This window comes from Microvirga sp. RSM25, assembly GCF_044784385.1.
GTDB lineage: Bacteria > Pseudomonadota > Alphaproteobacteria > Rhizobiales > Beijerinckiaceae > Microvirga > Microvirga tunisiensis.
Genome location: NZ_CP173039.1, coordinates 5,122,959 through 5,136,530 on the forward strand (window position 1 = coordinate 5,122,959; position 13,572 = coordinate 5,136,530).

Sequence of the window (13,572 nt, forward strand, 5' to 3'; positions counted from 1 at the left end):
AGGACGCTGTGGTTGTTTAACCCAGCGTCCTCCAAAACACATGGCATATGCAGCCGAACACGATTTCAGCCATCATCGCCAACGATGGATCGCAACACGGCGCGTCCGATGTCAGGTCCGTGATGGCCGATTATCGGGCACACTCCACAGGAACCCGGACGTTGCTGCCCTCGACAAGAAGGGTCCGGCAGGGCACGCCATTGATGATTTGGATTTCATGCTGAGCGGCGTAAGGGAAAAGCGAGTCCGGCGTGCCGGAAATGGGCCGGCCCGACATCACACGGCCGCCTCCTTCCTCGACGCGGATGCTCCCCGTAGAGCTTGGCTCAAAGGTGCCCGACGCGACACGACCAGCACACTCCACGGGAACCCTGATGTTGCTGCCCCCGACGAGGACGGTCCGGCAAGGCACACCGTTGATGATCTGGACTTCGTTCGGAGCGGCATAGGGGAAGAGCGAGTTGGGAGTGCCCTGAATGGGATTAGGCTGCGCCTGCACGGTTGCAAGTCCTGCGAACGTCAAGAAACCGAGCCCGGAGATAATCGCAACTGTCCTCATGGAAGCCTCCTCTCCGCAAAGTGCGATGGGTGCGACGTGCATGAGGCGCTGCGGATCCACCCATGCTACCTGACGTCGATGAACGCAGCTTCCACGACCGAAATGCGGTGCCGAAGGCAGTCCACGGATGGGGTCCTGCTTACCGAAGGCATCACAGATCCCAGCAGCGTGCGCAGAAGACATCGTAGTCCGATCTGGCTGCCCCGCTTGACCAAGTGGGCCATTCGCTTACCAAATATGGACATCGGCGCTGCCCATGGATTTCGGCGAACCGGAACAGCACCCGCATTTTCGCTCAAGTTGCCGCGATGGATGGTATGGCGCATTCCGATCGCCAGACCCCGACGCAGCATTCAAGGACAAACATCCTAGGGATCCTCACGGTCATCGATTGATGTCTTGACCTGGACCGAAACCTCGGCTGCTATGACATGGCTGGGGGGCCTTGGATCAGCAATTCAAAGGGGGAGCGATGCGTTACCTTTCGCACTGGCTGTCGTGTGGCGTCCTGGCTTCGCTCGGCCTCCTCGGCGGAGGTACGAACGGTGCGCTCGCCGCGGATCTTGGGCCTCCGCCGGCTCCTGTGATCGAGGCGCCCGCCATGCCCGGGTGGACCTTCCGTTTCACGCCCTACGGTTGGCTCACCGCGTTGGACGGCACCCAGACCGTGCGCGGACGCTCCGTCAAGGTCGATGCCAGCTTCATCGACATCGTCGAGGAGAGCGACACGCTTGTGGCCCTGATGGGAGACTTCGAGGCCCGCTATGGCCGTTTCGCCCTCTTGGCCGACGTCGTCTGGAGCAAGATCGGAGTCGAGAGCGGCAATATCCGCAGCCGCACGCTGGCACCCGGCGTGACGGGGACGCTCACCACATCCCTCGGTCTCGATATCGAAATGGCCATCGCCGAAGTCGGCGCTGCCTACGAGGTCGCCCGCTCGGGCGCACTCGCATTCGATATCCTCGCCGGAGCGCGCTACTGGTACCAGGAGGCCGACCTGTCGTTCGACGTCGCAGCCGCAGTCGACATCGGCGATCTCGAGGTGGCCGGCGCTCGGGCTTTCGCCCGCTCTGGGTCCGTAGACTGGCTCGATCCCATGATCGGTGCACGGGTGCGCTACACCGTGGCGCCGGGACACGAACTTCTCCTGCGCGGCGACATCGGCGGGTTCGGCGTCGGGAGCGACTTTTCCTGGCAGGCCATCGGCGCCTACGGCTTCGAGTTCGGCACCTACCAGGGCATCACGTTCTCGGGCGTGATCGGCTACCGGGCGCTGTATGTCGACTATGTCCAGGGCGAGGGCCGAAGCCGCTACGAGTTCGACATGCTCCAGCATGGGCCGATTCTCGGTATCAGCGCGCGATTCTGACCGTCGATGAGCCGGAGGGCGATCGGAACCTGACATGCGCAGCGGCACGGTCGGGCCGGTTGAGGGTGGCTGGTTGCGGTTACGGAACTCACAGCGTCCGGGTCCGGTACTCGGACGAAGGGAGGCATCAGCTCTCTTGGGAGCCCCTATTTAACGGTTCGATCGAAAGACGATGCCCGTCGGCAAAAAATCGATATGTCCATATGGGTCAGATCGTTGTCCTCTTCTGTCAGGCCGCCCCATGCTGCGGGTGGTAATCTGGCCGCACAATGACTCCCAGGCAGGAGAGACGACCATGCAGCGCCTTATTTGGATTGCCGCACTCAGCATCCTGGCGACCGCCACGCCGAGCAGAGCTCAGGATCCCGGGCCTCCAGTCCGCGACGGTGAAATCGTGATCCCGTCGGAACGAACCCTTGAGCGGGACGCCGTGACGCAACAGCAGAACGACTTTTCGACGAATGATGCGACCGCTACCCAGGAGATGAATCGGCAAAATCGGCGGATCGACCGGGAAGTCGAAAAGGGAATCTGTACGGACTGCTGAGGGAGGGTCTTCGGGACAGCGACAGGAGATGCCGTTCCCTGCCTCAACCATCCGCCCCTCGATCAAGGCGATCCCCGGGCTTGTGCCGTGGTGATCTGCCGCCCATCGCGGTCCTGCGATTCGGGAACCGGGCGTCTGGTTTGAGCCGGACCGTGTTCCAAGCGCCAGGCGGCCGGCGCCTGTCCCGACCAGCGCCGGAAAGCCCGCGTGAAGGCGCTTGCCTCGGAGTAGCCGAGCGCCACGGCAACCTCACTGAGGGGGATGCGCGTCTGACTCAACAACTGGCGCGCGATCTCGAAACGCGTCTCGTCGACAAGGCTCTGGAAGCCCGCCCCCTCAGCCCTCAGATGCCGGCTCAAGGTGCGGCGATGGATGGCAAAGCGATCCGCAACCGTGGCGGCCGAGCACTGGTTCGTCAGGAGCTCAGTTCGCAGCATGCGGCGCAGGTTCTCCTTCCAGTCGCCCGCTCCGGCAGCCTCGAGTTCCCGGATGTGAGCCTCGAACACCTGGCGGAAGATTGGGTTCGCGCCGGCGATGCGGTGGTCAAGCCAATGTGCTGGAAAAACCAAGGCGGCGGTTTCCTGATTGAACCGCACGGGCGCCCGGAGGAAGCGTCGGTACGGTCCCGAATCGGCCAGGGGCTGTCGGGGCAGCAATACTTCGTCCGGCAACCAATCGGGGCCACACAGCAACCGCATGATATTGGTTGCCATCGCCATGGCGCAGTCCGAGATCTGCTCGGGGCTCTCCACGCCCGGCTCGTAGATCGCGTAGCCAAGGACCACCACATCCCCGTCCATCGACAGCGTGGGAGCAGCGCCACGGTCGTGCAGATGCAGGTGTCGGACAAGAGCCGACAGGGCCTCGCCGACGGTCGGCGAGTGTTGCAGGAGGCCTCCGATCGGGCCGAGAGACGAGAGTGTTCCCCTTTGCCCGAGGAGAAGGCCGAAGTGCGGACAGCGCGTGTGTGCGACACAGGCCGTGAGCACCCGGTCCAGCGCCGCATAGGGAATGATGTTGTTCTCGTCCTCGAAGAGGTCCGGATCGAGGCCGGCCTGACGGATCACCTCGCGAGGATCCGCCCCGAACTCGCGCAGGAGGGGGCCGACCTCCTTGGCGACACCAACGCGGATCACACCTTTCGCCACAGTCTGCCGGGAGGCTCCATGCGCGGGCCGATCCGTGGCTAGGCAGTGCAAATCTGCCTGATCCGGTGGTCGTATCAAGGCAAGTTTAGTCGGCAGTCTCATACCAGCCTCCCGCCGACGAGGGCCATTTCTGCCCTCCCCTCGATCAGGGACCGACTGGGTCCGCCGCAGGCTCGGAACCGCGCGATGCTGAGGGCGTCACGATCGAGGGTCATGATCAGGCCTCCACGAGCCCGTTGCGGACGGCGTAGCGGATCAGCGCGGCAGTCGTGTCGAGGTTGAGCTTGCGCAGGGCAAGGGCGCGATGCGTCTCGACCGTCTTGGTGCTGATGCTGAGGATGTCGGCGATCTGCTTGTTAGTCCGGCCTTCGGCGATCAGCTGCACGACGGCCTTCTCACGGGCCGTCAGCGCCGCCTCGTGTGCGCATCCCTTCGCCAGATAGGTCTCAAGCAGGGTTTGGGAAACCTTGCCGGTGAAGAACGGCTTGTGGGCCGCCAGACTCTCCACCGCCGAGACCAGGAACTGCCGGGCGTCGGATTTGAGCAGGAAGCCGCGGGCGCCCGCTTCGAGCACGTCCCGGACCAGGCTATCCGTGTCGTGCATGGTGAAGATCAGCACCTCGACGCCGGGAAGGCGGGTCCTGATCTGCCGGGTCACCTCGACGCCGTTCATCAGCGGCAGACCGTAATCGAGGATGACGATGTCGGGCCGGATCGCCAGGGCCTGATCGACGGCCTGCTTGCCGTCTGTCGCCTCGCCGACGACTTCCCAGCCTTCATGCGCCTCCAGGATGGTCCGGACGCCGGAGCGGACCACGTCATGATCGTCGGCGATCAGGATGCGCGTCATCGCGTGCCTTCCTTCCGCGACCCAGGCCTGCGGCCGTTCCGGTGAGCCCGAGTCCCACCGCAGGATACACTGCCAAGCCGTCTTCCTCACTGGTGCAAAACCCTGAAACTGCCGGAGGCAGGCCCTGAATCTTCAGGAAAGGGCCGTCTGCGCCCCGCGCCGGAATTCCCGCCGGATCTCCCGCGTCAGGTCATCGCCGTCCTCCGGAATCCGGATCCGGGTGACGAGCTCCGTCCATTCGGACCCGACTGGGCCTGGGGCATCGGCCCACGATGGGGTCGTGGCACAAACTAGGGTCTGCCTCCATCGATTTCAGGATTAACCCCAATAGCGCCTCGGCCACGAGCGGGACGATACTGCCGATGTGCCAGGACGGGAGCAACGGCTCTCGCGGCTGTCCTCATCGGTCAAGTGGATGGCTCACCTGGTCAAGCAAGCGCCGACACCCCGTCTACGATGAACCCGACAAGAAGGTGTTGTCCGCCGGTACGTCACACCGACAGCGCACACCCTTTCCAGGAAAGATGCCATGACTGACGCGGACTTGGTCGGCTCGTCAGACGTTACCGTTCACTGGCAGCCGGAAGACAGCAGCATGATCCGGATTCCCGGCGGCACGTTCCGCATGGGCTCGGATCAACACTACCCCGAGGAAGCGCCGGTTCATCGCGTCACCGTCGACGGGTTCTGGCTCGACCGAACACCAGTCACCAACCGGCAGTTTCGCGAGTTCGTCCACGCCACCGGGCACGTCACCATCGCGGAAATCGCGCCCGACCCGAAGGACTACCCCGGCGCGCTGCCCCACCTTCTCCATGCCGGCTCGCTCGTGTTCAGCCCGCCGGATTATCCGGTCGATCTCCGTCACTTCAGCCAATGGTGGGCATTCAAGCCCAGGGTGAACTGGCGCCGTCCCTACGGCCCGGGATCGTCAATCAAGGGGCTCGACGACCATCCGGTGGTGCATGTCGCGTACGAGGATGCCAAGGCCTACGCCGCCTGGGCCGGCAAGAGCCTGCCGACCGAGGCCGAATGGGAGTTCGCCGCCCGTGGCGGACTCGATGGCGCCGAGTTTGCCTGGGGCGACGAGTTCACGCCGGACGGGCGCCAGATGGCCAACACCTGGCAGGGGGCGTTCCCGTTCCAGAACAAGCGCGAGGACGGATACGAGCGCACCTCGCCGGTCACTGCCTTTCCGCCGAACGGCTACGGCCTCTACGACATGATCGGCAACGTCTGGGAGTGGACCAGCGACTTCTATGCGCCGAAGCATCCCGCCGACGCTCCCAAGGCCTGCTGCATTCCCGAGAACCCGCGCGGCGGCCGCGAAGACCAGAGCTACGCGCCCTGCGAGCCAGGGATCAGGATTCCGCGCCGGGTGCTCAAGGGCGGCTCGCATCTGTGCGCGCCCAATTACTGCCGCCGCTACCGTCCGGCAGCGCGTCACCCGCAGCCGGTCGACACCTCGACGAGCCATGTCGGCTTCCGCTGCATCATCAGAGAGAGGAAGATCCCATGACCAGTGATCGTGCGTCCTCACAAGCACCCGGCGGACGATTCCGCGTCCGGCACATGCGGGCCAAGGCTGCCCTGATCGGGGCCACGGCCCTGATGTCCGCCGCGATGGCGGCTCCGGCCGTCGCGCAGGCGCCGCAGCGGAAGCCCAACATCCTGTTCATCATGGGCGACGACATCGGCTGGATGCAGCCGAGCATCTATCATCAGGGCTTGGCGGTCGGCGAAACGCCGAACATCGACCGCATTGGCCGGGAGGGTGCGAAGTTCATGACCTATTACGCCGAGCAGAGCTGCACGGCGGGTCGCAACGCCTTCTTCACTGGCATGCATCCGCTCAGGACCGGCATGATCCCGCCACAACTGCCCGGCAGTCCGTCCTATCTGCGGCCCGGCACGCCGGCGATCGCCAAGTTCCTGCACGACCTCGGCTACAACACCGGCGAGTTCGGCAAGAATCACCTGGGCGACCACACCGATGCGCTGCCGACCGCGCATGGGTTCCAGGAATTCTGGGGCTACCTGTATCACCTCGATGCCATGCAGGGCGTGAGCTTCCCCGACATCAACAGGACGCCGACCGAGCAGACGGTCGCGCCACCCTGCCGGAACACGCCGATTCCCGGGCTGGCCCAGGATCCCGCGGCGGTCGATCCCGCGACCACCGTGTGCCTGACGCCACCGCGTCCGGTGCTCTCGTGCAGGTCGTCCGACGGCACTGCGGCGAACCAGACCTGCAAGGATGAAGGGCCGCTGACGCTCGAGCGCTCGAAGAGTGTGGACGAGGAGATCTCGGCCAAGGTCATCGATTTCCTCGACCGCAACGATCCGGAGAAGACCCAGAAGCCGTTCTTCGCCTGGTACAATCCCGCGCGCATGCACGTCACGACCGTGCTGAACGACAAGTACATGGGGATGGTGGGCGAGCCCGGCGGCAAGGACTGGGGCGTCAACGAAGCCGGCATGAAGCAGATGGACGACAACATCGGCTACGTGCTGAAGAAGCTCGAGGAGATGGGTGAACTCGACAACACGATCATTGCGTTCACCACCGACAACGGCGCCGAGACGATTTCCTACCCCGACGGCGGCACCACCCCCTTCAAGGGCGGCAAGCTGTCGACCTGGGAGGGCGGCATGCGGGCCCCGCTGGTCGTGCGCTGGCCGGGCCACATCGAGCCGGGAACGATCAAGAACGACATCTTCGCGTCCCTCGACTGGCTGCCGACGCTCGTCGACATCGCCGGCGGCCCCAAGGGCAACGAATTGAAGGCGCAGATCGAGGCCGGCACGTATCCGGGGATCGTCAGGACGACGCTCGATGGTGTCAATCAGCGCGACTACCTGGAAGGCAAGTCGGCAAAGTCGGCGCGCGACACCTTCTTCTATTACTCGGGCAAGGATCCGTCCGCGGTGCGCTACAAGAACTGGAAGATCTACTTCGCGATGGTGTCCGACGCGCCGGCCGGGTTCCTCACCGGCGTCGTCCCCTACCACTGGAGCCAGGTCGTCAACATCAAGCGCGATCCATTCGAGACGTCGATCGGGGAGCAGTATAAGACGCTCCTGGGCATGGGCGGCGCACTCGCGGGACCGGTCACAGCCTACCTCTATGACTGGAACATGCTGCCGATCGGCCAGGCGCTCTGGCTGAGGGAACTCGAAACCTACCGGAAGTTCCCGCCGATGCAGGATCCGGCGAGCTACAACCTCGAGCAGGTGATGGAGCAGCTCAAGAAGCCGCAGGCGACCCCAGGTCAGTGACCTGAGCGGAAGCAAGAATCGGCGGACGCCGCTCAGACAGGTGCCCGCCGATTTCAAGCCAACAAGAAAACCCTGTGCAGGGGCGGACCTCGATCGCTGTCAGAGGAATAGAGAGGAGACCGTCATGAAGAAGTCATTGTCATTCGCAGCACTCCCGTTGGCGTTTCTGTTCGTTGGCCCGGCTTTTGCCCAGGCTCCGCAGAGCATGTGCAACATCGCCGGCAATCGGGCCATTATGGGAGCTAACATGGAGGGCGCCTTCGAAGTCCAGGCCCGGGGCTGCATGTCCGACATCAGCCCTCAAGGCACGCTCGCCAGTTCGGAGGTCAGCCAGCGGCCCCAGCACGGGACCGTGACGATGGTCGACAAGGATACTTGGACCTATGTGCCCACTTCCGGATACGTCGGGTCCGACAGCTTCGCGATCACCGCGAAGGGGCAGAGCATCGACCAGAAGCCCGGCACGTCCGTGCTCAGCTACAAAGTGACCGTGAAGTAGCAGCGAATGCCGCGTGAGCCACTCACGCGGATCCGATGGGAGGCGCCGGGATCGCTGGGTCTCGGCGTCCACCGTCCTCACGCGCTCGCATCGATGACGACGGTCTGGTGCAGGGCTGCCGAAGAAAGCCGACTGGACGAGAGGAGTGTCCGCCATGCTCAGCAAGTCATTCGCATGCTTTATCCTGATAACCAGTGGCCTCTGCGCGACAGGAGGTGCGGTGCTCGCGCAGGACGCAGGCGCCAGGCCGCCAATGCTCCCGACGAAAGCCATCGGCCAGACCACGCCCACGGGGCCGGTCCCGTCGCTTGCCGTGCTCAACGCGGCCGGCGCGAAGCTGGAGGGGAACAAGCTGACCTTGACCGGCGTGTCACCGAATTCGATCGTGTTCGCCGATCGGCCCGCGCGGGCGGCCGGTCATGTGGCCACGCAGCAGTTCATCATGCAGTGGGACGAGGGCAACGACAACTTCGCCAAGGATCCGCCCAACGCCACCGTGTCCGTCCTGGGCGGCGATGGCTCGAAGGTCAGCGACGCCGTCGTGACGCTGAAATCGCCGAAGCTCGAAGGCGGCAACCTGACCTTCGACGTCGCGGTGCTGGAAGGCAATCTGACTGGGGCGAGTGGACCTGCGGCGCTGTTCATCGATGACTTTGGCCGCTACTGGCACGCTCCCGCCTATCATGGCGCCTGGTACGCGGGAGGAAGAGTCTCCAATGCAAGTGCCGCCTATAACTCGTACGTCATACCAAATCAGTGCGGCTATTACCCGTATGAGCCCTGCGGCAACGAATGAGGGTCTTTGCGCTGACGCGGGATCCGGCAGGCCACACGCCCAGCCGGGTTCTCGATCAGATCGATAAAGCGCGACCGGCCAAGCGCGCGGAGTGAACTGCCACAAGCATGCGGAACCCGTTTGCCCACCTGAACCCTTGAGATGCGAGGCCTGAAAACATGAAAGCCAGTGGAAAGATCCGGGTCGGCCTGGTCACCATGTTCGCCTCCGTAATGGCGCTCAGCACGCCGGCTGCCGCGCAGCCGCAAAGGCCCAACATTGTCATGATCATGGCCGACGACATCGGCTTCTGGAACATCAGCGCCTACAATCGCGGCATGATGGGCTATCGGACGCCCAACATCGATCGCATCGCCAACGAAGGCGCCGTCTTCACCGATTACTACGGCCAGCAATCCTGCACCGCCGGCCGTGCCGCGTTCATCACCGGGCAGAGCCCGTTGCGCACCGGGCTCCTGAAAGTGGGCTTGCCCGGGGCGAAGGAAGGTTTGTCGGAGAAGGATCCGACGATTGCCGACCTGCTCAAGCCGCAGGGCTACGCGACTGGGCAGTTCGGAAAGAACCATCTTGGCGATCGCAACGAATTCCTGCCGACGGTGCACGGCTTCGACGAGTTCTTCGGCAATCTCTATCACCTGAACGCCGAGGACGAGCCCGAGCATCCGGACTATCCGAAGAACCCTGCCTTCCGGGCGCAGTTCGGCCCGCGCGGCGTCCTGAAATGCACGGCTACGGCCACCGACACGCCGGGAGACGATCCGCGGTTCGGCCCGTGGGGCAAGCAGAAATGCGACGACACCGGCCCGCTCACCAAGAAGCGCATGGAAACCATCGACGAGGAGTTCCTCGGGGCTTCGCTCGACTTCATCGATCGCGCCAATCGGGATCAGAAGCCGTTCTTCCTGTGGTTCAATCCAAGCCGCATGCACATCTGGACGCGTCTCAAGCCCGAGTCGCAGGGAAAGACCGGGCTCGGAATCTATCCGGACGGCATGGTGGAACACGACGGCCAGGTTGGCCAACTCCTGAAAAAGCTCGACGATCTCGGCATCGCCAACAACACGATCGTGATCTATACCACCGACAACGGCGCCGAGACGTTCTCGTGGCCCGACGGCGGCACGACACCGTTCCGCGGCGAGAAGAACACCAATTGGGAAGGCGGCTACCGCGTTCCGGCAATGATCCGGTGGCCGGGCCAGGTGCCGGCGCGGACCGAGATCAATGACATCGTCTCCGCCGAGGACTGGGCGACAACGCTGGTGTCTGCGGCCGGTGAGCCGGACATCAACGCCAAGCTCCTGCAAGGCTACGAGACCGCGGGCAAGACCTTCAAGGTTCATTTGGACGGCTATGACCAGCGGGATCTGCTGAGCCGCAAGGGTCCCGACAAGCGCCGTGAATTCTTCTACTGGACCGACGACGGCAACCTCGCGGGCCTGCGCTACGACCAGTGGAAGGCGGCCTTCCTGGAACAGAAGGCGGAGGGGTTCGACGTGTGGGCACAGCCGATGGTGGAGCTGCGCCTGCCGATGCTATTCAACCTGCGCTCCGATCCGTTCGAGCGGGCGCAGCATGAGGCCGGCGACTACGTGAGGTGGTTCATCGAGCACGCCTTCGTGCTCGTGCCGGCCCAGGCACTCGTTGCGCAACATCTGATGAGCTTCCAGCAGTTCCCGCCGCGCCAGCGACCCGGCTCCTTCTCCGTCGAACAGGCAATGGAGAAGCTCAGGAGCCCGCCGTCGAGCAACTAGCTCCGATGAACAGCCCTTTCCGGCCTAGAGGAGGAAACTGTGATGAGAAGAGTACTGGCATTCCTTGCTCTCGCCCTGACTGCAACAGCAGCAACGGCACAGGTCGGGCCGCCGACATCCCAGCGGACATGCGGCGCCAACCGCCAGCTCGTCATGAGGGACGGCGCCGTCGTCCTCGACACCGGCCCGCAGACCTATGCCCGCTTCGTCAGGAGCGGCGCGGAATGCCTGGTCGACCAGTTCCCCGAGCCGGCATGGGTGCCGAGTTCGAACAATCCGCAATGCTTCATCGGCTATCGATGCAAGGACGGGTCCGACGATTTCTGACGCCGGGGTCGCGGGGGCTGACAATCTCCCTGCGGACGCCTCGACCAGGTCATGCGTGCAACTGAAAGGGACTGCAAATGGATCCGATCGCTCCGTCCGGCATCAACCGTCGTGTCCTGCTCTCGACATTGGCGATGCTCCCGGCCCTGTCCGGGCTGCTCCGACCTGTCCCTGCAGCGGCGCAGGCACCGGCCACAGACAGCCCGTTGCCGTCATGGAACGATGGGGCAGCGAAGCAGGCCATCCTCGATTTCGTGCGTGCCACCACCGATCAATCCAGCCAGAGCTACGTCCGTCCGGAAGAGCGCATCGCAACCTTCGATCAGGACGGAACGCTGTGGGTCGAGCACCCGATGTACTCGCAGGTTGTCTACTGCCTGGAGCGCGTTCCGGCGGTGGTGGCGAAGCGGCCGGAACTCAAAAATGTCGAGCCCTTCAAGACAGTCCTCTCGGGCAACCGCGAGGCGATGGCGAAACTCTCGAAGAAAGACCTCGAAAAGATTCTAGCCGCGACATTGACCGGCATGTCGGTAGAGGAGTTCAACGCCGAGGCCGTGAAGTGGCTTGAAACGGCTCGGCATCCGCGCTGGCAGCGTCCCTATACCGACTTGGTTTATCAGCCGATGCTCGAAGTTCTGCGCCACCTGCGCGACAACGGCTACAAGACCTACATCGTGACCGGCGGTGGCCAGGACTTCGTGCGCATCTATTCCGAGCGCGTCTATGGCATCCCGCCCGAGCAGGTGGTCGGCACCGCAGGCGCAACGAAGTACGGCTATGCCAAGGACGGCAAGCCGTTCCTGACCAAGGAGCCGAAGCTGTTGCTCAACGACAACGATGCCGGCAAGCCTGAAGGGATCCATCTGATGATCGGCCGCCGTCCCCTTGCGGCCTTCGGCAACTCGAATGGCGACCGCGAGATGCTGGAATGGACTGATGCGGGCGCTGGCGCTCGGCTCAAGATGCTCGTCATGCACGATGACGCCACCCGCGAGTATGCCTACGGTCCGGCTGCGGGCCTGCCCGACACCAAGGTCGGCGCCCTCACGGCCGCACTCTATGGCGAGGCCAAGAAGGATGGATGGCCGGTGATCAGCATGAAGAACGACTGGAAACGCATCTTCGCGTTCGAATAGGGTTCCGCTCATGGCGTGGCATAGACTTCTCGTTGGGACATTCGCCGTTGCATTCGTCGCATCCGGCGGTCGTTTGGCTTGGGCACAGGAGACGCCGCCTGAAGACCTTGCGTCACAACTGCGGTTGCAGGGTCATCGCTGCGATGAGCCTGTGACGGCGCAACGGGACGCCCAACTCTCGAAGCCGGACGAGGTGGTGTGGAACCTGAGGTGCGGCAACGCCTCCTACCGCATGCGCCTCACACCCGATATGGCGGCTCGGATAGAGCAGCTCAATTGATGCAGGATCGACGGCCCCGCCACTCGACAGTACGGCACGCTGTGGATTGAACAGCCGGTCTACGTCCATTTCGTCTTCGCGCTGGATCGGATCCTATGCTGGAGGTCCTGGCCTTTCTGCGTGCCAATGGCTTGAGAACCTCCCCGGCTCACGGAAGGCGGCTCGTGATGGCGGCCAATGTCGCGGCTGGCACGGCCGTGTTGGTGGGGCTGCCCCAGGGAGTCGGGACCACCGATCGCTCCGATGGCAGGAACGGCAGGGACGGTCCCGTCAGCAGGCCGTTGAGCACCGCGATGACGTGCCCGTGCCGGCAGTCGAGCACCGGCGCCCCGGAGGTGCCGCCGTCGAGCAGCAGACGGTTGTCCCCTTCCACCTCAAGAAGGGTGAGGCCGGCAAACTTGCCTGGGCGGTCGCGGGCCTCCCGTACGGTCCCGTGCGCCGCCTGCATCCGCCCGCGCGGGTAGCCCAGGACCAGCACGGTCGCATCGGCCGTCGGCGGTTCCAGTCGGACGTCAAGGACTTGCGCGTTCGGGAAGGGCTCCTGCAGTTCCAGGATCGCGACGTCCTCCTTCGGGGCGGGTTTCCGATCAGCACCTGTCACGGGGCCTTCGGCAGGCTGCCCCTGAGCCACGACGCGGAGCTGGACGCGGACCGTCGTGCCGGGTTCCCCATCCTGGGATGCCTGGCGCAGCTCCGCCTCCTGCCAGTCCCGAGGGGACAGTTCCCGCACGAAATGCGCTGCGGTGACCAGGAACCGGGGCGAGGTGTAGAACCACGCCGTAGCCCGCTCGCCGAAGATTTCCTCTCCAGCTGCATTGCGTCGGGGCGCGTTGAAGTACCGGACGATGCTGACGACGGAGCGGGCCAGCTCGGAGGGGTCGACGCAGGATGCAACCTTCTCCTGCGCCCAGGACCGCGCGGCGGTTGCGTCAAGCCCGACAAGAACCGGAAGCAGCGCCAGGCTGATGGCGCAAAGCTTCGCCCGGACGTGCGATGGAGTGCCCATGCATTTCCCCGTTTTCCGCGTC

General features: G+C 64.2%; 14 protein-coding genes. 10 read left to right on the forward strand and 4 right to left on the reverse strand.

Annotation, left to right across the window (positions count from 1 at the left end):
• Positions 1-130: 130 nt before the first annotated feature.
• Positions 131-559, reverse strand: coding sequence for a hypothetical protein (locus tag ACD578_RS24310; protein WP_152716878.1), 429 nt, complete (start codon positions 557-559; stop codon positions 131-133).
• A gap of 472 nt (positions 560-1,031) precedes the next feature.
• Here ACD578_RS24310 and ACD578_RS24315 point away from each other — a divergent pair, with 472 nt between their 5' ends.
• Both ACD578_RS24315 and ACD578_RS24320 read left to right on the forward strand, forming a co-directional pair.
• Positions 1,032-1,928, forward strand: coding sequence for a hypothetical protein (locus ACD578_RS24315; RefSeq protein WP_404289249.1), 897 nt, complete (start codon positions 1,032-1,034; stop codon positions 1,926-1,928).
• 295 nt (positions 1,929-2,223) lie between these two features.
• Positions 2,224-2,475 carry a hypothetical protein gene (locus tag ACD578_RS24320; protein ID WP_404289251.1) on the forward strand — a complete coding sequence of 84 codons (252 nt, stop codon included), beginning with the start codon at positions 2,224-2,226 and terminating at the stop codon, positions 2,473-2,475.
• Positions 2,476-2,537: 62 nt separating this feature from the next.
• On the opposite strand, the gene ACD578_RS24325 is transcribed toward ACD578_RS24320, so the two are convergent.
• Entirely contained in the window at positions 2,538-3,611 is a 1,074-nt protein-coding gene (locus ACD578_RS24325) for an AraC family transcriptional regulator (protein WP_404289253.1), read from the reverse strand.
• A gap of 229 nt (positions 3,612-3,840) precedes the next feature.
• Positions 3,841-4,473, reverse strand: coding sequence for a response regulator (locus ACD578_RS24330; RefSeq protein WP_404289255.1), 633 nt, complete (start codon positions 4,471-4,473; stop codon positions 3,841-3,843).
• A gap of 595 nt (positions 4,474-5,068) precedes the next feature.
• On the opposite strand from ACD578_RS24330, the gene ACD578_RS24335 reads away from it, so the two are divergent.
• The 8 genes from ACD578_RS24335 (at position 5,069) to ACD578_RS24370 (ending at position 12,544) form a co-directional block, all read left to right on the forward strand.
• A complete protein-coding gene (locus ACD578_RS24335) occupies positions 5,069-5,992 on the forward strand; it encodes a formylglycine-generating enzyme family protein (RefSeq protein ID WP_404294024.1) in 924 nt (307 codons plus the stop codon).
• Between the two features lie 104 nt (positions 5,993-6,096).
• Positions 6,097-7,752, forward strand: a complete 1,656-nt coding sequence (locus ACD578_RS24340; RefSeq protein WP_404294027.1) for an arylsulfatase — start codon at positions 6,097-6,099, stop codon at positions 7,750-7,752.
• Positions 7,753-7,876: 124 nt separating this feature from the next.
• On the forward strand, positions 7,877-8,251 hold the full coding sequence (locus tag ACD578_RS24345; RefSeq protein ID WP_404289257.1) for an Ig-like domain-containing protein: 375 nt from the start codon (positions 7,877-7,879) through the stop codon (positions 8,249-8,251).
• A gap of 154 nt (positions 8,252-8,405) precedes the next feature.
• On the forward strand, positions 8,406-9,047 hold the full coding sequence (locus ACD578_RS24350) for a hypothetical protein (RefSeq protein WP_404289259.1): 642 nt from the start codon (positions 8,406-8,408) through the stop codon (positions 9,045-9,047).
• A gap of 158 nt (positions 9,048-9,205) precedes the next feature.
• A complete protein-coding gene (locus tag ACD578_RS24355; protein WP_404289261.1) occupies positions 9,206-10,801 on the forward strand; it encodes an arylsulfatase in 1,596 nt (531 codons plus the stop codon).
• Positions 10,802-10,843: 42 nt separating this feature from the next.
• On the forward strand, positions 10,844-11,128 hold the full coding sequence (locus tag ACD578_RS24360; protein ID WP_244608801.1) for a hypothetical protein: 285 nt from the start codon (positions 10,844-10,846) through the stop codon (positions 11,126-11,128).
• Between the two features lie 77 nt (positions 11,129-11,205).
• Positions 11,206-12,264, forward strand: coding sequence for an HAD family hydrolase (locus tag ACD578_RS24365; protein WP_404289263.1), 1,059 nt, complete (start codon positions 11,206-11,208; stop codon positions 12,262-12,264).
• A 10-nt stretch (positions 12,265-12,274) separates the two neighbouring features.
• Positions 12,275-12,544, forward strand: coding sequence for a hypothetical protein (locus ACD578_RS24370; protein ID WP_404289265.1), 270 nt, complete (start codon positions 12,275-12,277; stop codon positions 12,542-12,544).
• A gap of 148 nt (positions 12,545-12,692) precedes the next feature.
• Here the strand turns inward: ACD578_RS24370 and ACD578_RS24375 are convergent, their stop codons facing one another.
• Positions 12,693-13,550 (reverse strand): serine protease, encoded by an 858-nt coding sequence (locus ACD578_RS24375; protein ID WP_404289267.1) that lies wholly within the window; start codon positions 13,548-13,550, stop codon positions 12,693-12,695.
• Positions 13,551-13,572 lie beyond the last annotated feature (22 nt).